This window comes from Kitasatospora saccharophila, assembly GCF_039529925.1.
GTDB classification, from domain to species: Bacteria; Actinomycetota; Actinomycetes; order Streptomycetales; family Streptomycetaceae; genus Kitasatospora; species Kitasatospora saccharophila.
Genome location: NZ_BAAANS010000018.1, coordinates 107,729 through 126,676 on the forward strand (window position 1 = coordinate 107,729; position 18,948 = coordinate 126,676).

Here is an 18,948-nt window from a genome sequence, read left to right on the forward strand (position 1 = left end):
GGATCAGCTCTTGGCGGCGGCCGCCGTCTTCTTGGCCGCGGCCTTCGCCGGGGCCGCGGCCGCCGGGATCTCCACGGCGGGGGCGGCCTCGCCCTCGGCCTCGGGGGGCTTCGGGCCGATGCCCAGCTTGCCCTTGATCTTGGCCTCGATCTCGTCGGCCAGCTGCGGGTTGTCCTTCAGGAAGTTGCGGGCGTTCTCCTTGCCCTGGCCCAGCTGGTCGCCCTCGTAGGTGTACCAGGCGCCGGACTTCCGGATGAAGCCGTGCTCCACGCCCATGTCGATCAGGCCGCCCTCGCGGCTGATGCCGACGCCGTAGAGGATGTCGAACTCGGCCTGCTTGAACGGCGCGGCCACCTTGTTCTTGACCACCTTGACGCGGGTGCGGTTGCCGACCGCCTCGGTGCCGTCCTTCAACGTCTCGATCCGCCGGATGTCGAGGCGGACCGAGGCGTAGAACTTGAGCGCGCGGCCACCGGTGGTGGTCTCCGGCGAGCCGAACATCACACCGATCTTCTCGCGCAGCTGGTTGATGAAGATCGCGGTGGTGTTCGACTGGTTCAGCGCACCGGCGATCTTCCGCAGCGCCTGGCTCATCAGGCGGGCCTGGAGGCCGACGTGCGAGTCGCCCATCTCGCCCTCGATCTCGGCCCGCGGCACCAGCGCGGCCACCGAGTCGATGATCACCAGGTCGATCGCGCCGGAGCGGATCAGCATGTCGGTGATCTCCAGCGCCTGCTCGCCGGTGTCCGGCTGGCTGACCAGCAGGGCGTCGGTGTCCACGCCGAGCTTCTTGGCGTACTCGGGGTCGAGCGCGTGCTCGGCGTCGACGAAGGCGACGGTGCCGCCGGCCTTCTGGGCGTTGGCGGCCAGGTGCAGGGTCAGGGTGGTCTTGCCGGAGGACTCCGGGCCGTAGATCTCGACCACGCGGCCGCGCGGGATGCCGCCCACGCCGAGCGCCACGTCAAGGGCGGTGGACCCGGTGGAGATCACCTCGACCGGCTCGTTCGCCTTCTCACCGAGGCGCATCACCGAGCCCTTGCCGAACTGCCGCTCGATCTGGGCGAGTGCGGCCTCCAGGGCCTTCTCGCGATCCGTTCCTGCCATGGCTTCCACCCTCGGGTTCTGTCCTGTGCGCTTCATCGTCACCGACGCTAGCGCGTCCCACCGACAATCGGCCCCGGACGGGCTCGGCCTGTGGAAAACTCCGCGCCGAAGAGTACAAAGAACACACGTTCGATTCCAGTCTCGCACCTCGACCACCCCACCCCGCCCCCGCCGCGCCGCTCTCCCGTGCGCCCCTCCCCGCCCCTCCGGAGCCCGGGGCGGGTGCGGAGCGCTCACTCCCCGGGCGGATCCTCCCGCCGCCCGCCGCCCGAACCGTCCGAGCCGGAGCCGTCCGACCGTCCGCCGCCGCCCCCGCCGGAGCCGTCCGACCGCCCGCCCCCGTCCGAGCCGTTCGACCGTCCGCCGCCCGAACCGTCCGAGCCGCCGGAGACCATCCGCCGCAGCCGCCGCACGGTGTGCCGCCGCCGCTCGCGCCGCTCCTCGCCGCGGTCGATCCGCGGGTCGTCCTCGACCTCGTAGCGGCGCACGTACGTCCCGACGAAGCCCTGCAGGGTCGCCGCGACGGGGATGGCGATCAGCGCGCCGACCGCGCCGAGCAGGGCGGCGCCCGCGATCACCGCGCCGAACGCGACGGCGGGGTGCACGTCGACGGTCTTCGCGGTGATCCGCGGGTGCAGCAGGTAGTTCTCGATCTGCTGGTAGACGATCACGAAGGCCAGCACCCACAGCGCCTCCACCGGCCGCTCGGTCAGCCCGACCAGGACGGGCAGCGCCCCGGCCAGGTAGGTGCCGATGGTGGGCACGAACTGCGACATGACGCCGACCCAGACGGCCAGCGCCGCCGCGTACGGCAGGCCGATGGCGGCGAAGAACGCCCAGTGCGCGAGCGTGGAGATCAGCGCGAGCAGCGCCCGGGAGTACAGGTACCCGCCGGTCTTGGCGAGGGCGATCTCCCAGGCCCGCAGCACCTCGCCCTGCTTGGACGGCGGCAGCAGCGAGCAGACGTTGCGCCGCACCCGGGGGCCCTCGGCGGTGAAGTAGAAGGTGAACAGGCCGACGGTGAACGCCTGGAACAGCCCGCCGATGACGGTGCCGGTGACGCCCCAGACGTTGTCGGCGGCCTGCTGGGCGTACTTCTCGATGGTGCCGGAGTCCTTGAGCACCTGGTGCTGGAGCTGGTCCAGCGACAGGTCGGTGTGGAAGGTGTGGTTGATCCAGTTGATCAGGTCCTGGAGCAGCTGCGGCAGCTTCCCGGCGATCTGGGTGATCTGGTCGACCAGCAGGGTGCCGAGCGAGGCCAGGAAGCCCGCCACCGCCAGGGCCAGGCCGATGAACACCAGGAAGGTGCCGAGTCCGCGGCGCACCCCGCGGGCGGCCATCCGGTCGACGGCGGGCTCCATCGCCAGCGACAGGAAGAACGCCACCAGCAGCATCACGAACAGGTCGATCAGCTGGTGGAAGGCCCAGTCGGCGAGCTGGAACAGCCCGACGCCGAGCAGCGCCAGCAGTATCGCCCTGGGCAGCCAGCGGGGCATCGCGCCGCCGCCGAGCTCGACCCGGCGCAGCAGCCGAGCGGCGGCCGTGTCGACCGTCTCGGCGGCGCCGGGGCCGGCCGGAGCGCCGGGTGCGGAGGGGTCACCGGGTGCGGAGGGGCCGCCGGGTGCGGAGGGGCCGCCGGGTGCGGAGGGGCCGCCGGGGCCGGCGTCGGCATCGAACGGGGTGTCGGGGTGCTCTGCGCTGCTCGCCACCGGGCCAGTCTGGCCCACCTCGCGCCGTCCGGGGTCACCGCAGCAGGGAAGACACTCCCTGCGTGACGCAGACCACCCGCCAGACGTCCTTGGCCTCCCAGCCGGCGTCCAGCGCCTGCCGGACGGTGCGCCCGCCGAGTTCGCCCATCACGTGGTCCTGTGCGAAGGACTCCGCGTACGCCTCGCCGAAGTGCTCGTGCATCCGTCGCCAGAACTCGGTCAGCCTCATCCGACCAGTATCGGCCACCGGCACGCGTCCCCGTCCGGCCGGATCGGAGCCGACTGGATCGGAGCCGACCGGTTCGGCTCCGGCCGGTCAGCCGGTCGGCAGGGCGAGGATCCCGGCGCCGTAGTAGTCGTGCTCCTGGCAGCCGAGCGGCAGGGTGCGGGCGCAGCTGTCGGCGGCGGCCCGGGAGAGGGCGGCGGTGATCCGCCCGGGGTCCCAGTCGGGGTGCAGGGCGGCGACCACGGCGACGGCGCCGGTGACGTGCGCGGCGGACATCGAGGTGCCGGCCAGCGCGGCGTAGCGGCCGCCGGGCCAGTCGGAGACGACCGCGCCCTGGGTGCCGCCGTCGGGGTCGCCGCCGGGGGCGGCGATGGAGACCTTGCCGCGCCCGTAGTTGCTGTACGCGGAGGGCAGGCCGGTGCGGTCGACGGCGGTGACGGTGACCACGCCGGGCAGTTCGCCGGGCAGCCGGATGCACTCGGTGCCCAGCTGCCGCTCCTCCGGGGGGCCGGAGGTGCGGTCGTTGGGGCTGCGCCGGTCCTCGCGGCCGGCGTTGAGGTCCTGCCCGTCGTTGCCCGCCGAGGCGACCACCACGGCGCCCTTGCGCTGGGCGTAGGCGACGGCCCGGCCGACGGCGGCGGCCAGCGCGGCCTGGTCGGCGTCCTCGGGGCAGTTGTACTTCCACGGGTCGGCGAAGTAGCTGTCGTTGATCGCCCGGGCGCCGTGGTCGGCGGCCCAGAGCATGCCGCAGACGATGTTCTCGGCGTAGTACTGGCCGAGCGGTCCGAGCAGCCGGACGGCGGCGATCCGCACGCCGGGGGCGACGCCGGTGACGCCGTGGCCGTCGCGGGCGGCGCCGACGATCCCGGCGACGTGGGTGCCGTGGCCGCTCTCGTTGATCGCGTCGTCGGGGCGCCAGGCGCCGCTGCGGGAGTCGGGGCGGCCGTCGGCGCAGGACGCGGAGGCGGCCGGGTCGACGGCGGTGCGCAGGTCGGGGTGGGTGTCGTCGACGCCGGAGTCCAGCACCGCGACGGTGACCCCGGACAGCTGCTGGGCGGTGGGCAGCGCGCCGGCCCGGTCGGCGGAGGGCGTGCCGGCGCCGGCCAGCGGCGGGCGCAGCAGGGCGGCGGTGCGCCCGGCGGGGCGGCCGAGGGCGCCGATCATGGCGAGGTTCCAGTCGGACTGCTCGCCGGGGTCGGGCACGGTGGCGGTGGAGTCGTCGGCGCCCTCCGCCACGTCGTCCGCGACGGGTGCCGCGCCGCCCCCGGCGGGCGGCAGCCCGGCGGTGCCGGTCCCGGCGGCCGCCCAGGTGTCCTCGCCGGTGCCGAACGCGGCGCCGGCCAGCGGCCGGGGCGGCGAGGGCACCGGGACGGTGCGGGTGGCGCCGACGGCGGCTATCCCGGGCTGCCGGCGCAGCTTCCCGGCGAACTGCGGGCCGGCGTAGGCGAGCACCGCGCCGATCTGCGGGTAGTCCTGGACGATCTTGCCGCCGAGCGCCCGGGCCCGGTCGGCGGCGTGCGCGGCGCCCTGCGCGTCGGTGCGCTCGTCCAGCACCAGGTAGCTGAGGTAGGTGCCGCCGTTGCCGGTGACGTACGGAACGGCGCCGCCGAGCAGCAGTCCGGTGAGCAGCGTCGCGCCGAGCACCCGGACGCTGCGGCGCCGTCGGGTGGCGGGGGTGCTGCCGGGGGCCTGGCTCACCTGCTCCATCGCACGGTCTCCGCTCGTCAGGCAGGGCCGGACTCCGGGAAATCGAGTCCGAATCCTCACGATATGAGCGATTTGTACGATTTGCTGCCCGGGATTGGGTCAGACGGTGACCGTTCCGTGACCTGTCAGCGTGTCGGGGCACCATGGGGGCATGGCCATCTCCGACGCCGATCCGCTGCAGGGTTTCGCCCCGGCCACCCGGGCCTGGTTCACGGGGGCGTTCGCCGCGCCCACCGAGGCGCAGTCCCGGGCCTGGTCGGCGATCGGGCTGGGGACGGACGTGCTGGTGGTCGCCCCGACCGGCTCCGGCAAGACGCTGGCGGCCTTCCTCTCCGCGCTGGACCGGCTGGCCGCCGACCCGCCCCCGGCCGACCCGAAGCGCCGCTGCCGGGTGCTCTACGTCTCCCCGCTGAAGGCCCTCGCGGTCGACGTCGAGCGCAACCTGCGCGCCCCGCTCACCGGCCTGCGGCAGGCGAGCGTCCGGCTGGGCCTGCCGGAGCCCGAGGTCCGGGTCGGCGTCCGCTCCGGCGACACCCCGGCCGCCGAGCGCCGGAAGTTCGCCACCCAGCCGCCGGACATCCTGATCACCACCCCCGAGTCGCTGTTCCTGCTGCTCACCTCCGCCGCCCGGGAGTCCCTGCGCGGCGTCGACACGGTGATCCTGGACGAGGTGCACGCGGTGGCCGGCACCAAGCGCGGCGCGCACCTGGCGCTCAGCCTGGAGCGCCTGGACGAGCTGCTGGAGCGCCCGGCCCGCCGGATCGGCCTGTCGGCGACCGTCCGCCCGGTCGAGGAGGTCGCCCGCTACCTGAGCCCGCAGCGCGGCGCGGCGATCGTCCGGCCCGGCGGCGACAAGCGCTTCGACCTGTCCGTGGTGGTCCCCGTCCCGGACCTGGCGGACCTGCCCGCCGCCCCCGCCGAGGAGGACGACCCGCAGCGGCAGTCCTCGATCTGGCCGCACGTCGAGGAGCGGATCGTCGACCTGGTGCAGGCGCACCGCTCGACCATCGTGTTCGCCAACTCCCGCCGGTTGGCCGAGCGGCTGTGCAACCGGCTGAACGAGATCGCCCACGAGCGGGCCACCGGCGCCCCGCTGCCCGCCGCGCACTCCCCCGCCGAGCTGATGGGCGGCTCGGGCGCCGCCGCCGGCGCCCCGCCGCTGCTGGCCCGGGCGCACCACGGCTCGGTCTCCAAGGAGCAGCGGGCGCTGGTGGAGGAGGAGTTGAAGGCCGGCCGGCTGCCCGCCGTGGTCGCCACCTCCAGCCTGGAGCTGGGCATCGACATGGGCTCCGTCGACCTGGTGGTGCAGGTCGAGTCCCCGCCCTCGGTCGCCTCCGGCCTGCAGCGGGTCGGCCGGGCCGGGCACCAGGTCGGGGCGGTCTCCCGGGGCGTGTTCTTCCCCAAGTACCGGGGCGACCTGGTGCAGTCCGCCGTGGTCACCGAGCGGATGCGGGCCGGCCGGATCGAGGCCCTGCGCGTCCCGCGCAACCCGCTGGACGTGCTGGCCCAGCAGCTGGTCGCGATCACCGCGCTGGACACCTGGGACGTGGACGAGCTGCTCGCCCTGTGCCGCCGCGCCGCCCCGTTCGCCACCCTCCCGCAGTCCGCCTTCGACGGCGTGCTGGACATGCTGGCCGGCCGCTACCCGTCCGACGCCTTCGCCGAACTGCGCCCCCGCCTGGTCTGGGACCGCGTCGCCGGCACGGTCACCGGCCGCCCCGGCGCCCAGCGCCTCGCCGTCACCTCCGGCGGCACCATCCCGGACCGCGGCCTGTTCGGCGTCTTCATCGCCGGTTCCACCGCGGCCGATTCGAAAGCGGGCAGGAAGGGCGGCGGCCGGGTCGGAGAGCTGGACGAGGAGATGGTCTACGAGTCCCGGGTGGGGGACGTCTTCACCCTGGGCACCACCTCCTGGCGGATCCAGGAGATCACCCACGACAAGGTGCTGGTCACCCCCGCCCCCGGCGTCCCGGGCCGACTGCCGTTCTGGAAGGGCGACACCCTCGGCCGCCCGCTCGAACTCGGCCGCGCGGTGGGCGCGTTCGTCCGCGAGATCGGCGCGCTGGAGCCCGCCGCGGCCACCGAACGGCTGCGCGCGGCGGGCCTGGACGACTGGGCGGCCGGCAACCTGCTCGCCTACCTCGCCGAGCAGCGCGCGGCCTGCGGCCACCTGCCCGACGACCGCACCATCGTGGTCGAGCGCTTCCGCGACGAGCTCGGCGACTGGCGGATCGTCGTGCACTCCCCGTTCGGCGCCCAGGTGCACGCCCCGTGGGCGCTGGCCATCGGCGCCCGGCTGCGCGAGAAGCACGGCCTGGACCCGCAGGTGATGCACGCCGACGACGGCATCGTGCTGCGCCTGCCGGACGCCGACCTGCTGGCCGACTTCCCCGCCTTCCCCGCCTTCCCCACCGCCCCGGCCAGTACCCCGGCCGCCGCCGCGCCCGCCGACGAGGCCCCGGTCGGCGCGGACGCCGCGGTCTTCGACGCCGCCGAGATCGAGCAGCTGGTCACCGACCAGGTCGGCGGCTCGGCCCTGTTCGCCGCCCGGTTCCGCGAGTGCGCCGGCCGCGCCCTGCTGCTGCCGCGCCGCAGCCCGGGCAAGCGCACCCCGCTGTGGCAGCAGCGCCAGCGCGCCTCGCAGCTGCTGGAGGTGGCCGCCGAGTACGGCTCCTTCCCGATCGTCCTGGAGGCCGTCCGCGAGTGCCTGCAGGACGTGTTCGACGTGCCGGGCCTGGTCGAGCTGATGGGGGACCTGGAGTCCCGCGCGGTGCGGCTGGTCGAGGTCACCACGCCCGAGCCGTCCCCGTTCGCCCGCTCCCTGCTGTTCGGTTACGTCGCCCAGTTCCTCTACGAGGGCGACTCACCGGTCGCCGAGCGCCGGGCCGCCGCCCTCGCGCTGGACTCCCGGCTGCTGTCCGAGCTGCTCGGCCAGGCCGAACTGCGCGAACTGCTCGACCCGCAGGTCCTCGCCGACCTGGAGGCCGAGCTCCAGCGCCGCACCCCCGAGCGCCGGATCCGGGACGCCGAGGGCGTCGCCGACGCGCTGCGCCTGCTCGGCCCGCTCGCCGAGGCCGAGCTCGCCGAGCGCGGCGCCGAGCCGCTGTGGGCGCTGGAGCTGGAGGCCGCCCGCCGGGCGATCCAGGTCCGGATCGGCGGCGCCCTGCGCTGGGCCGCGGTCGAGGACGCCGGGCGGCTGCGCGATGCCCTGGGCACCCCGCTGCCGGTCGGCGTCCCCGAGGCGTTCACCGAGCCGGTCAAGGACCCGCTGGGCGACCTGCTGGCCCGGCACGCCCGCACCCACGGCCCGTTCACCGCGCAGGAGGCCGCGGACCGCTTCGGCCTCGGCAGCGCCGTCGTCACCGGCACCCTGCACCGGCTGACCGCCGCCGGCCGCCTGGTCCGGGGCGAGTTCCGGCCCGGGGGGAACGCCGCCGTCCCCGAGTGGTGCGACGCCGAGGTGCTGCGCCGCCTGCGCCGCCGCTCGCTGGCCGCCCTGCGGCACGAGGTGGAGGCCGTCCCGCCGAAGGCGCTGGCCGGCTTCCTCCCGCAGTGGCAGCACCTGGCCGGGCACCGCCTGCGCGGCGCCGACGGCCTCTACCGGGTGGTCGAGCAGCTCCAGGGCACCGCGCTGCCCGCCTCCGCCCTGGAGAAGCTGGTGCTGCCCGCCCGGCTCACCGACTACTCCCCCGCCCTGCTGGACGAGCTGATGGCGGCCGGCGAGATCGGCTGGTCCGGCGCGGGCGCGCTGCCCGGCAAGGACGGCTGGATCAGCCTGCACCTGCCGGAGAACGCCCACCTGCTGCGCCCCGAGCCGCTGCCGCTCACCCCGGGCCCGGTGCACACCGCCCTGCTGGAGGCGCTGAGCGGCGGCTACGGCGCGTTCTTCCGCCAGCTCGCCGAGCGCGTCCCGGACACCCCGGACGCCGAGATCGCCGAGGCCCTGTGGGACCTCGTGTGGGCCGGGTACGCCACCAACGACACGCTGGCCCCGCTGCGCGGCCTGCTCGGCACCGGCCGCACCGCCGCCGCCACCGCGCACCGCGCACCGCGCGACACCCCGCGCGGCCGCTACGGCGGCGCGGCCCGCGGCCTGGCCCGCCCGTCCGCGCGCACCGGCCCGCCGACGGCGGTCGGCCGCTGGTCGCTGCTGCCCGCGCTGGACGGCGAACCGACGGTGCGGGCCGCCGCCCGGGCCCAGGCCCTGCTGGACCGGCACGGCGTGCTGACCAGGGGCGCGGTGGCCGCCGAGCGGGTCCCGGGCGGCTTCGCGGGCGTCTACCGGGTGCTGTCCGTGTTCGAGGAGCGCGGCCGGGCCCGCCGGGGCTACTTCGTCGAGGGGCTCGGCGGCGCCCAGTTCGCCATGGACGGGGCCGCGGACCGGCTGCGCTCGGTCAGTTCCCGGCTGGAGCGGGCAACGGGCGACGACTGGTCCGCCGGGGCCGCGGCGCCGGCCCCGCAGGTCCTGGTGCTGGCCGCCGCCGACCCCGCCAACGCGTACGGCGCGGCGCTGCCCTGGCCGGAGCCCCCGTCCGACACCGCGGCCGCCCACCGGCCGGGCCGCAAGGCCGGCTCGCTGGTCGTCCTGGTCGACGGCGAGCTGGTGCTCTACCTGGAGCGCGGCGGCAAGTCCCTGCTCGCCTGGGCCGACGGGGGCCCGGTCCTGGAGGCCGCGCTGGCCGCGCTGGCCGGTCCGCTCACCGTGGAGCGCGTCAACGGCCACCCGGCCCTCACCAGTCCGCTGGGCCCCGGGCTGGAAACGGCCGGTTTCCACCCCACCCCGAAGGGCTACCGGATCCGTTGACATCCTCCCCGGCCTGGGGGCCGGGGATTCCCGCCTGCTCCCGCACCGGTGGGGTGGGTCGCTTCGGGTGGGTTCCTGCTTCGCTGCGCGGTGCGGGCACAGGTGCCCGTCTGATCCGCGCTCCACAGGCCGACACCGCCAGGTCCTCCACTGCCACCGCTTGGTTGTCACGGATGATCTTCGTAGAGAGCTGGTGGTGGAACTCGCGCCGCGCGTCGGCCACCCGCGCGTGCGCGCGGGCGACCCTGATACGGGCCTTGGCCCAGTTCTTCGACCCCTTCGCCTTGCGGGCCAGGGCCTGCTGGGCGCGCTTGAGCTTCTTCTCGGCGCGGCGCAGGAAGCGGGGGCTGTCGGTCTTCGTGCCGTCGGAGAGGACCGCGAAGTGCGCAAGCCCGAGGTCGATGCCGACCACGGTGTCCGTGTCGGGCATGCGGGCCAGGTCGGCGGCGGGATCGGTCTCGACGACGAACGAGGCGAAGTATCGGCCCGCACTGTCCTTGACGAGCGTCACCGTGGCCGGCACCGACGGCAGGGTACGGGACCACTTCACCGCGAGGTCGCCGACCTTCGGCAGGGACAGCTTCCCGCCCGGCGTGATCGACCAGCGGGCGTTGGCGGTGAACCGCACGGCCTGCCGGGTGTCCTTGCGCGACTTGAAACGCGGTGCTCCCATGCGGGACCGCTCGCCCTTCAACCCGCGGAAGGAGTACCTGAGCTGCACAGCGGCACCGTAGCCCCCAGCCCACGACAGGACGCCGCAACAACCCGACCGGTCGACACCCGCCCACACACCCGGCCTTCATGACCGAATACCGCCATAAAGTGGCCGCCGACCAGCCCCCGCCCGGCCCGAAGCGATCACGCGGAGCGCCCGCGCCGACTCCGAGTCGAGCTGACGAGAACAACCACGTCCACCCGCTTGTGAACCTCCCGCCCAAGGCCACCCCGTCCAAACAAACCAACAGCTCGAAAGGCGTCGACTTCCGCCGCGTGCGCCAGGAGTTCCCCGATTCGGTCAAGCACGACCGGCGCGCACAGCGCCTCCGGCCTGGTCCGTACTTCGCCGACTCCGCCGACGGCGCACCCCTGCCGGTGGTCCGCCAGTACACCGAGCAGCACAACCGCCCGACCTGACGGGCGGTGCTTCACCCGTCCGGGTGAGCGCCGTCCGCCCCGGCCGGGTCCGGCACCCCGGGGGCCGGGTCCCGTTTCCGCGGCTCCGGGGGCGCGGTCCTGGCGTGCACCGGGACCAGCCCCACCCCCCACCACCCGGCCGCGAGCATGCCGAGAGCGGCACCGCCGGGTATGGCGGTGCCGCTCATCAGCATCAGTATCAGGCCCAGGCCGACCAGTGCCGTCGCACCGAGCAGCAGCGCACTGCGCGCACTCCGCATCGTGGCCCTCCTTCACCCGGCGTCCCGCGTCCGCGGGACGGTCGAGGTCCGGTCAGGCCGCCACCACGTCCATCGCCGCCTTGGGCGAGATGGAACCGGACCGGTCGACACCGGGGGCCGGCAGCGGAACCGGTTCGAGCACCGGCCTCAGCAGATCACCCTCCGAGAGGGTGGCCATCGCCGCAAGTTCGGCGAGCGACAGTTCGTCGCTGACCTCCCGCATGACCTCCGACATCCGCACGTCGAGCGCGTCGCAGATGGCGGAGAGCAGCTCGGAGGACGCCTCCTTCTGACCCCGCTCGACCTCGGAGAGGTACCCGAGCGAAACCCTGGCGGCTGCCGACACCTCGCGGAGTGTGCGGCCCTGGCGCTGGCGCTGCCGACGCAGCACATCGCCCAGCAGGCGACGGAGCAGGATCATCGGTGCCTCCCTCCTCGGACTGCGGATCGAGATGTCACGACCCCACCGTACCGCCTTGCCAGCATCCCGTGCGGGGACCGGGGTCGTGTTCACTCTGGGCTGCAAGGTGCCCCCTCCCTGTTTCTTCCCCTCCGGAGCCGTCGAACCACCCGTGACGGGCAGATGTCCGGCACCGGACGCACGGTCGACACCGGGTCGACGTCATTCGCCCCGGCCGTCTTCCGTCCGGCCGGAGCATCCGGTCTAACACGATCCTCCACCGGGTGCGGCGGGTTCACGGGTTTTGGGCCCGGACCGCCGGACCTTCGGCGATGCTCAGCCGCCGGAGCAGCAGCTCCAGCGCGGCGTCCACCGCCCCGTGCCGGATCGTGTCACGCCCACCCGACAACCGGAGCGGGAGCGCTTCTGTTCCCGCCGGTCCGGCGAGGGCCACGTGGACGGTGCCGACCGGCTGCCCGCCCTGCGGTTCGGGCCCGGCCACCCCGGTGGTGGCCAGCGCCCAGTCGGCGCCGAGCAGTCGGCGGACGCCCTCGGCCATCTGCCGGGCCACCACCGGGTGGACCGGGCCGTACACGTCGAGCAGGCCCTCGTCGACGCCGAGCACGGACGCCTTGAGCTCGGTGGCGTACGCGGTGACCGAGCCCCGGAACACCGCGGAGGCGCCGGGGACGCCGACCAGGGCGGCGGCCAGCAGGCCGCCGGTGAGCGACTCGGCGACGGCCAGGGTGGCGCCGTCGGCCCGCAGCGCCGCCAGCGCCCGGGCGGCGGCGTCCTCACTCACCGCGGCGCTCCCGGGCGATGCCCTCGCGGCGCAGCCGGACGGCCTGGAGCACGTAGTCGAGGCCGGTGGCGAGGGTGAGGAACACCGCGACGCCCATCACCACGGCCCGGCCGGTGGCCAGCGGCCCGGTGAGCACCAGGACGTACATGCCGACCGCGGTGCCCTGGGCCAGCGTCTTGATCTTGCCGCCGCGGCTGGCCGGGATGACGGCGTAGCGGATCACCCAGAACCGCATCAGCGTGATGCCGAGCTCACGGGCCAGGACGACCACGGTGATCCACCAGGGCAGGTCGCCGAGCAGGGACAGCCCGACCAGACCGGTGCCCATGATCGCCTTGTCGGCGATCGGGTCGGCGATCCGGCCGAAGTCGGTGACCAGGCCCTTGCGGCGGGCCAGCGCGCCGTCGAACACGTCGGTGATCATCGCGATGGCGAAGGCCGCCCAGGCGAAGGCCCGCCACTTGGGGTCGTGCCCGCCGTCGGCGAACAGCAGCGCGGCGAAGACCGGGACGAGCAGCAGCCGGAACATGGTCAGCACGTTGGCGATGTTCCACACGCCGGGCTGCGGCGGGACGGCGGCCGGGGTCGGCCGGGTGGCGGCCGGAGCCCCCGGCCCCTTGGTCATACCTGGGCTCCGGCGAGCTCCGGCGCCTCGGTGGCCGCGACGGCCTCGGCGACCAGGTCGACGCCCTCGGTGCCGACCACCACGGCCCGGTAGGACCGGCCGACCACCGCGTCCTCGACGCCGAGCAGGGTGGTCAGGCCGTCGGTCTCCGGGGCCTGGTGGGCCGCGCGGCCCTCCACCACCCCGTCCTCCACCGACTCGACCAGCACCGTGACCTCGCTGCCGATCCGCTGCTCGGCGCGCTGCGCGGTGAGCTCCTCGGCGAGCTTGGAGAGCCGGGCGACCCGGTCGTTCACCACGTCCTGGTCGAGCTTGCCGTCGTAGCCGGCCGCCTCGGTGCCGTCCTCGTCGGAGTACCCGAACACGCCGATGGCGTCGAGCCCGGCGTGGGTGATGAACCGTTCCAGCTCCGCGTAGTCCTCCTCGCTCTCGCCGGGGAAGCCGACGATGAAGTTGGAGCGGGCGCCGGCCTCGGGGGCCTTGGCCCGGATCGACTCCAGCAGGCCGAGGAACTGCTCGGTGGAACCGAAGCGGCGCATCCGGCGCAGCACGGCGGGCGCGGAGTGCTGGAAGGACAGGTCGAAGTACGGGACGACCTTGTCGGTGCCGGTCATCACGTCGATCAGGCCGGGGCGCATCTCGGCGGGCTGCAGGTAGCTGACCCGGACCCGCTCGATGCCCTCGACGGCGGCGATCTCGCTCAGCAGGGTCTCCAGCAGGCGGATGTCGCCAAGGTCCTTGCCGTAGGAGGTGTTGTTCTCGGAGACCAGGACGACCTCGCGGACGCCCTGCCCGGCCAGCCAGACGGCCTCGCCGAGGACGTCGCTCGGCCGGCGGGAGATGAAGGAGCCGCGGAAGGCGGGGATGGCGCAGAACGAGCAGCGGCGGTCGCAGCCGGAGGCGAGCTTGATCGAGGCGACCGGGGCGTCGTCCAGCCGCTTGCGCAGGGTGCGCGGGCCGGAGGCGGGGGCGACGCCGTCGGGGAGGTCCTCGGGGGCGCCGTGGCCGGGCAGCGCGACCTCGGCGGCGGCGGCCTGCCGCTCGACCGGGGTGAGCGGCAGCAGCTTGCGGCGGTCGCGCGGGGTGTGGGCCTCGACGTGGCCGCCGGAGAGGATGGTGTTCAGGCGGCTGGAGATGTCGGCGTAGTCGTCGAAGCCGAGCACGCCGTCGGCCTCGGGGAGGGCGTCGGCGAGCTCCTTGCCGTAGCGCTCGGCCATGCAGCCGACCGCGACCACGGCCTGGGTGCGGCCGTGCCCCTTGAGGTCGTTGGCCTCCAGCAGGGCGTCGACGGAGTCCTTCTTGGCGGCCTCGACGAACCCGCAGGTGTTGACGACGGCGACGTCGGCCTCGCTGGCGTCGTCGACCAGTCGCCAGCCGTCGGCCTCCAGTCGCCCGGCGAGTTCCTCGGAGTCGACCTCGTTGCGGGCGCATCCGAGCGTGACCAGGGCGACAGTGCGGGTTTCAGGCATGACGCCAAGATTAACGCGCGCCTCCCGGTGGAGTTTCCCCCGGAGGGCGCGCGCGTTGCCGTGAGGACCGGATCGTCCCGGTTCAGCCCGCCTGCGGGTCGCCCGGGGTGTAGGTGAGGTGCACGACCTGGCCGTCCTGGCCGGCCGGACCGAGGTCCTTGCCGTTGACGAACAGGTGGACGGCCCCGGCGTTGCCGATCACCAGGGTGATCTTCTTGGGGTCGGTGAAGGTCTGGTCCTGGCCGGCTTCCAGGTTGTTGGAGTACAGCGACTTGCCGTTGCCGTCCTTGGCGGTGACCCAGCTCTTGTCCGGTCCGGCGACCAGCTTGACGGTGACCTTGTCGGCGGGCGCGGCGGCGATCGCCGCGACGCTGCTCTCCGGGGCCGGCGGCTGCGCGGACGGGGAGCCGGTGGCCGGGGCGGAGACGCCGGAGGGCAGCGGGGCGCTGGCCGCGCCGGGCTGGTCGCCGCCGGAGGACGAGGAGCCGACCAGGTTGTAGCCGATCAGCGCGACCACGGCGAGGATCGCGACCACCATCGCGGCGGTCCAGTTCGGGCGGTTGTGGTCGCGGACCTTGATCGGGCCGGGGTCGACCAGCGGGCCGGCCGGCCGGGCCGGGGCGCCGCCGTGCTCGGCGTCGTAGCGGGCGACCAGCGCCTCGCCGTCCAGGCCGACCTCGCGGGCCAGCAGCCGCAGGTGGCCGCGGGCGTAGAAGGCGCCGCCGCAGCGCTCGAAGTCGTCGGACTCGACGGCGTGCACGATCGGGACCCGGATCCGGGTGCGGGTGCTGACCTGGTCGACCGTCAGGCCGGCGTCGATCCGGGCCTTGGCGAGCTGCCGCCCGATGCTCGGCCCGTCGGTGGTGGCACGACTCGACTCCTCGGCGGCAGCGGCGGCGGGCGCGGAGGAGTCGGGGGCGGAGCGGCGGGGGGACTTGCCGATGGTCACTGGGCACGCCTTTCGAGCGGAGGCCACCTGCTGAGGCACCAGTCTAGGGGTGGGGGTGGAACGTTTCTCAACCGGAGGGGGCCCGAACGTGCCACAGTCTCGCAACAGAAGTTGACGGGCGCTCACGGCGGTTCCCGGCCGTCCGGACGCCCGCCGCCTACCCCCGGAGGGTCAGCAGTACACCGTCCAGTTCGTCCGGTTTGACCAGCACGTCCCGGGCCTTGGAGCCCTCGCTGGGACCGACGATGCCGCGGGACTCCATCAGGTCCATCAGCCGGCCCGCCTTGGCGAAGCCGACCCGGAGCTTGCGCTGGAGCATCGAGGTCGACCCGAACTGGGTGGTGACCACCAGCTCGGCGGCCTGGATCAGCAGGTCGAGGTCGTCGCCGATCTCCTCGTCGATCTCCTTCTTCGGGCCGCCGCCGACCACCACGTCGTCCCGGTAGCGGGCGGTCAGCTGGTCCTTGCAGTGCTGGACGACCCTGGCGATCTCCGCCTCGGTGACGAAGGCGCCCTGCATCCGGACCGGCTTGGAGGCGCCCATCGGCAGGAACAGCGCGTCGCCCTTGCCGATCAGCTTCTCCGCGCCGGGCTGGTCGAGGATGACCCGGGAGTCGGCCATCGCCGAGGTGGCGAAGGCCAGCCGGGACGGCACGTTGGCCTTGATCAGGCCGGTGACCACGTCCACCGAGGGGCGCTGGGTGGCCAGCACCAGGTGGATGCCGGCGGCCCGGGCGAGCTGGGTGATCCGGACCACCGAGTCCTCGACGTCGCGCGGGGCGACCATCATCAGGTCGGCCAGCTCGTCGACGATCACCAGCAGGTACGGGTAGGGCGCCAGCTCGCGCTCGCTGCCCAGCGGCGGCTGGACGGTGCCGGCCCGGACCGCGGCGTTGAAGTCGTCGACGTGCCGGAAGCCGTAGGCCGCCAGGTCGTCGTAGCGGGTGTCCATCTCGCGGACCACCCACTGGAGGGCCTCGGCGGCCTTCTTCGGGTTGGTGATGATCGGCGTGATCAGGTGCGGGATGCCCTCGTACGCGGTCAGCTCGACCCGCTTGGGGTCGACCAGCACCATCCGGACCTCGTCGGGGGTGGCGCGCACCAGCACCGAGGTGATCAGGCAGTTGATGCAGGAGGACTTGCCCGCGCCGGTGGCGCCGGCCACCAGGACGTGCGGCATCTTCGCCAGGTTGGCCATCACGGTGTGGCCCTCGACGTCCTTGCCCATGCCGACCACCATCGGGTGGGTGTCCTCGGCGGCGGTGCGCGAGCGCAGCAGGTCGCCGAGGGTGACCATCTCCCGGTCCCGGTTGGGGATCTCCACGCCGACCGCGGACTTGCCGGGGATCGGCGAGATGATCCGCACGTCGGGGGTGGCCACCGCGTAGGCGATGTTCTTCGCCAGCGCGGTGATCCGCTCGACCTTCACGGCGGGGCCGAGCTCGACCTCGTAGCGGGTCACCGTCGGGCCGCGGGTGAAGCCGGTGACCCGCGCGTCGACCTTGAACTCGGCGAACACGCCGCTGAGTTGCGCCACCACGTCGTCGTTGATCTGGGACCGGGCCTTGCCCGGGGCGCCGCGCTCCAGCAGGTCCAGCGCGGGCAGCGCGTAGCCGCCGTCGCCGGAGAGCCGGAGCTGCTCCATCCGGACGGGGGCCTCGCCGTGGCCCTCGGGGGCGTCGGCGGCCCGGGCCGCGGGCACCTCGGGCGTCCACGGCTCCTCCGGCGGGGCCGTGTTGTCCTTGACCTGGCCGACCATGCTGGCCACCGCGGGCGAGCCGGGGACGCCGTACAGCAGCGCGCCGTCCAGGTCGGCGGCGACGCCGGCCGCGAGGTCGCGGGTCTGGTACGGGTCCTTCTCGAAGGAGAGCGGCTCGGTGGGCTCCACGTCCCCGGCGTCGTCGCCCTTGCGGCGGCGGCGCCGGCGGCGGGCGGAGAGCTCGTCGTTCTCGACCGTGATCGGCAGCGCGTCCGGGTCGGCGTCCTCGGGCGGCGCGGTGGAGTACTCCCGCTCGGCGTCCGGGGCCGCGCCCTCCTCCAGGTCGCCGGGCAGCGGCTCGACCACGCCCAGGCGCACGCCGAGCTGCCGCAGCCGCTCGGGGATCCGGTTGACCGGGGTGGCGGTGACCACCAGCAGGCCGAAGAACGCGACCAGCAGCAGCAGCGGGACGGCCAGCGGCGGACCGGCCGCGGCCATCATCGGGGTGGACGCGGCCCAGCCGATCAGACCGCCGGCCTGCCGGATCTTGGTCGCCCCGGCGCCCATCGCGGGCCCGCCGCAGCCGATGTGCACCAGGCCCAGCACGCCGACCACCAGGGTGCTCAGGCCGATCGCGATCCGGCCGTTGGCCTCCGGCACCTCGGGGTGGCGCATCAGCCGGACGGCGAGGGCGCCGAACAGGAACGGCACCAGCACGTCGAGCCGGCCGAACAGGCCGGAGACCACGTTGGTGGCCGCCTCGCCGAGCCAGCCCTGCGGGCTGAACCACGTCCCCGCGGCGGTCACCAGGGCGAGCGCCAGCAGCAGCAGCGCCACGCCGTCCTTGCGGTGCTCGGGGTGCAGGTTGCGGGCGCCGTGGCCGAAGCCGCGGAACACCGCGCCCACCGAGTGCGCCAGGCCCAGCCAGAGCGCCCGGACGGCCCGGAAGAGTATCGGCCGCTTCGGCGGCGGCGGGGGCGCGGCGGCCGCCTTCTTGGCCGGGGCGGCCTTCTTCGCCGGAGCCTTCTTGGCGGGCGCGGCCTTCTTGGCCGGTGCCTTCCTGGCCGGTGCGTCCTTGCCCGGCGCGCCCTTGGCCGGCCCGGGCTTGCTGGTGCGTGCGGCGGCGCTTCCGGGCGTTCGTGTGGCCATGGGGGGCAGCCTACCGGCGCGCCCGGGCCGCGGACATGCGCGGGCGCACTTCGGCGGGTTGTGTCGCCGACGCGCCGTCAGCCGCCCGGGAATCACCCGGACGGATGACCTCGACGGTCCGTCAGCCGGCGCCGGGGCGCAGCGCGTCGAGCGCCCCGCGCAGGCCGGCGATCTGCCGCTCCAGGTGCGCGGCGGTCGCCGCGGCCGGGCCGTCGGAGCCCGACTCCAGCTGCTTGGTGAGCGCCTCGGCCTGCTCCTCGACGGCGGCCAGCCGGGCCGACAGCTCGCCGAGCAGCGCCCCGCCGATGGCCGGCTCCGCACCCGCCTCCAGCTGCAGGCGCAGCAGTGCGGCCTGCTCCTTCAGCTGGGTGTTCTTCTGGTACAGGTCGACGAAGACGGAGACCTTGGCCCGCAGCACCCACGGGTCGAAGGGCTTGGAGATGTAGTCGACCGCACCGGCCGCGTAGCCGCGGAAGGTGTGGTGCGGACCGTGGTTGATCGCGGTCAGGAAGATGATCGGGATGTCCCTGGTCCGCTCCCGGCGCTTGATGTGCGCGGCGGTCTCGAAGCCGTCCATGCCGGGCATCTGCACGTCCAGCAGGATCACCGCGAAGTCGTCGGTGAGCAGGGCCTTGAGCGCCTCCTCGCCGGAGGCGGCGCGCACCAGGGTCTGGTCGAGCGCGGAGAGGATCGCCTCCAGGGCGAGCAGGTTCTCCGGACGGTCGTCGACCAGGAGGATCTTCGCCTTCTGCACCAGGACCCGCCCTCCTGCCGGTTGTTTCCCGAGGGCCGGCACCTTCGTACCGCCCATCACTGCCCCGGTCATGCTAGCCGTACCCCCTTGCCCGCCACAGGCCCGGTGCCGGGCGTCACCGTCCGGTCACTGTTGGCAACGAGCGGTGACCCTACCG

The 18,948-nt window shown here is 74.4% G+C and carries 14 protein-coding genes and 1 pseudogene; 2 read left to right on the top strand and 13 right to left on the bottom strand.

Annotated features, from left to right (window positions below):
* Positions 1 to 3: 3 nt before the first annotated feature.
* The 4 genes from recA to ABD345_RS15550 all read right to left on the bottom strand — a co-directional run bounded on the left by recA (position 4) and on the right by ABD345_RS15550 (position 4,746).
* Positions 4 to 1,104 (bottom strand): recombinase RecA, encoded by a 1,101-nt coding sequence (recA, locus tag ABD345_RS15535; protein ID WP_344552677.1) that lies wholly within the window; start codon positions 1,102 to 1,104, stop codon positions 4 to 6.
* A gap of 233 nt (positions 1,105 to 1,337) precedes the next feature.
* The gene (locus ABD345_RS15540) at positions 1,338 to 2,813 is read right to left on the bottom strand and encodes an AI-2E family transporter (protein WP_380274745.1); all 1,476 of its coding nucleotides are present in this window, start codon (positions 2,811 to 2,813) and stop codon (positions 1,338 to 1,340) included.
* Positions 2,814 to 2,847: 34 nt separating this feature from the next.
* Positions 2,848 to 3,042, bottom strand: coding sequence for a DUF3046 domain-containing protein (locus ABD345_RS15545; RefSeq protein WP_030457969.1), 195 nt, complete (start codon positions 3,040 to 3,042; stop codon positions 2,848 to 2,850).
* A gap of 87 nt (positions 3,043 to 3,129) precedes the next feature.
* On the bottom strand, positions 3,130 to 4,746 hold the full coding sequence (locus ABD345_RS15550; protein WP_344552679.1) for a S8 family peptidase: 1,617 nt from the start codon (positions 4,744 to 4,746) through the stop codon (positions 3,130 to 3,132).
* Between the two features lie 151 nt (positions 4,747 to 4,897).
* On the opposite strand from ABD345_RS15550, the gene ABD345_RS15555 reads away from it, so the two are divergent.
* Entirely contained in the window at positions 4,898 to 9,550 is a 4,653-nt protein-coding gene (locus ABD345_RS15555; RefSeq protein ID WP_344552680.1) for an Lhr family ATP-dependent helicase, read from the top strand.
* Here the strand turns inward: ABD345_RS15555 and ABD345_RS15560 are convergent.
* Positions 9,477 to 10,262, bottom strand: a pseudogene (locus ABD345_RS15560) (RNA-guided endonuclease InsQ/TnpB family protein); the annotation flags it as partial. The gene ABD345_RS15555 and the pseudogene ABD345_RS15560 overlap by 74 nt on opposite strands.
* Before the next feature lie 89 nt (positions 10,263 to 10,351).
* Here ABD345_RS15560 and ABD345_RS15565 point away from each other — a divergent pair.
* Positions 10,352 to 10,684, top strand: coding sequence for a transposase (locus ABD345_RS15565; protein WP_344552682.1), 333 nt, complete (start codon positions 10,352 to 10,354; stop codon positions 10,682 to 10,684).
* An 11-nt stretch (positions 10,685 to 10,695) separates the two neighbouring features.
* On the opposite strand, the gene ABD345_RS15570 is transcribed toward ABD345_RS15565, so the two are convergent.
* The 8 genes from ABD345_RS15570 to ABD345_RS15605 form a co-directional block, all read right to left on the bottom strand.
* Positions 10,696 to 10,944 carry a hypothetical protein gene (locus tag ABD345_RS15570; protein ID WP_344552683.1) on the bottom strand — a complete coding sequence of 83 codons (249 nt, stop codon included), beginning with the start codon at positions 10,942 to 10,944 and terminating at the stop codon, positions 10,696 to 10,698.
* A 52-nt stretch (positions 10,945 to 10,996) separates the two neighbouring features.
* Complete coding sequence (locus tag ABD345_RS15575; RefSeq protein ID WP_030457965.1) at positions 10,997 to 11,365, bottom strand: helix-turn-helix domain-containing protein; 369 nt, start codon at positions 11,363 to 11,365, stop codon at positions 10,997 to 10,999.
* Positions 11,366 to 11,639: 274 nt separating this feature from the next.
* Complete coding sequence (locus ABD345_RS15580; protein WP_344552684.1) at positions 11,640 to 12,146, bottom strand: CinA family protein; 507 nt, start codon at positions 12,144 to 12,146, stop codon at positions 11,640 to 11,642.
* Positions 12,139 to 12,771: a CDP-diacylglycerol--glycerol-3-phosphate 3-phosphatidyltransferase gene (gene pgsA / locus ABD345_RS15585; protein ID WP_344552685.1), complete on the bottom strand. Its 633-nt coding sequence runs from the start codon at positions 12,769 to 12,771 to the stop codon at positions 12,139 to 12,141. Before pgsA ends, ABD345_RS15580 begins: the two co-directional genes overlap by 8 nt.
* The gene (rimO, locus tag ABD345_RS15590) at positions 12,768 to 14,240 is read right to left on the bottom strand and encodes a 30S ribosomal protein S12 methylthiotransferase RimO (RefSeq protein ID WP_344552686.1); all 1,473 of its coding nucleotides are present in this window, start codon (positions 14,238 to 14,240) and stop codon (positions 12,768 to 12,770) included. Before rimO ends, pgsA begins: the two co-directional genes overlap by 4 nt.
* An 82-nt stretch (positions 14,241 to 14,322) precedes the next feature.
* Positions 14,323 to 15,189 carry a helix-turn-helix domain-containing protein gene (locus ABD345_RS15595; RefSeq protein WP_344552687.1) on the bottom strand — a complete coding sequence of 289 codons (867 nt, stop codon included), beginning with the start codon at positions 15,187 to 15,189 and terminating at the stop codon, positions 14,323 to 14,325.
* A gap of 157 nt (positions 15,190 to 15,346) precedes the next feature.
* Positions 15,347 to 18,037: a DNA translocase FtsK gene (locus ABD345_RS15600; protein ID WP_344552688.1), complete on the bottom strand. Its 2,691-nt coding sequence runs from the start codon at positions 18,035 to 18,037 to the stop codon at positions 15,347 to 15,349.
* Positions 18,038 to 18,158: 121 nt separating this feature from the next.
* Positions 18,159 to 18,794, bottom strand: a complete 636-nt coding sequence (locus ABD345_RS15605) for a response regulator (protein ID WP_344552704.1) — start codon at positions 18,792 to 18,794, stop codon at positions 18,159 to 18,161.
* Positions 18,795 to 18,948: the final 154 nt, after the last annotated feature.

Bases quoted from the DNA above. Each gene is read 5' to 3' on its own strand.
- ABD345_RS15555 (WP_344552680.1), top strand. From the start codon at position 4,898: ATGGCCATCTCCGACGCCGATCCGCTGCAGGGTTTCGCCCCGGCCACC.
- ABD345_RS15545 (WP_030457969.1), bottom strand. From the start codon at position 3,042: ATGAGGCTGACCGAGTTCTGGCGACGGATGCACGAGCACTTCGGCGAG.
- rimO (WP_344552686.1), bottom strand. From the start codon at position 14,240: ATGCCTGAAACCCGCACTGTCGCCCTGGTCACGCTCGGATGCGCCCGC.
- ABD345_RS15600 (WP_344552688.1), bottom strand. From the start codon at position 18,037: ATGGCCACACGAACGCCCGGAAGCGCCGCCGCACGCACCAGCAAGCCC.
- ABD345_RS15550 (WP_344552679.1), bottom strand. From the start codon at position 4,746: ATGGAGCAGGTGAGCCAGGCCCCCGGCAGCACCCCCGCCACCCGACGG.
- ABD345_RS15565 (WP_344552682.1), top strand. From the start codon at position 10,352: ATGACCGAATACCGCCATAAAGTGGCCGCCGACCAGCCCCCGCCCGGC.
- pgsA (WP_344552685.1), bottom strand. From the start codon at position 12,771: ATGACCAAGGGGCCGGGGGCTCCGGCCGCCACCCGGCCGACCCCGGCC.
- ABD345_RS15570 (WP_344552683.1), bottom strand. From the start codon at position 10,944: ATGCGGAGTGCGCGCAGTGCGCTGCTGCTCGGTGCGACGGCACTGGTC.
- recA (WP_344552677.1), bottom strand. From the start codon at position 1,104: ATGGCAGGAACGGATCGCGAGAAGGCCCTGGAGGCCGCACTCGCCCAG.
- ABD345_RS15575 (WP_030457965.1), bottom strand. From the start codon at position 11,365: ATGATCCTGCTCCGTCGCCTGCTGGGCGATGTGCTGCGTCGGCAGCGC.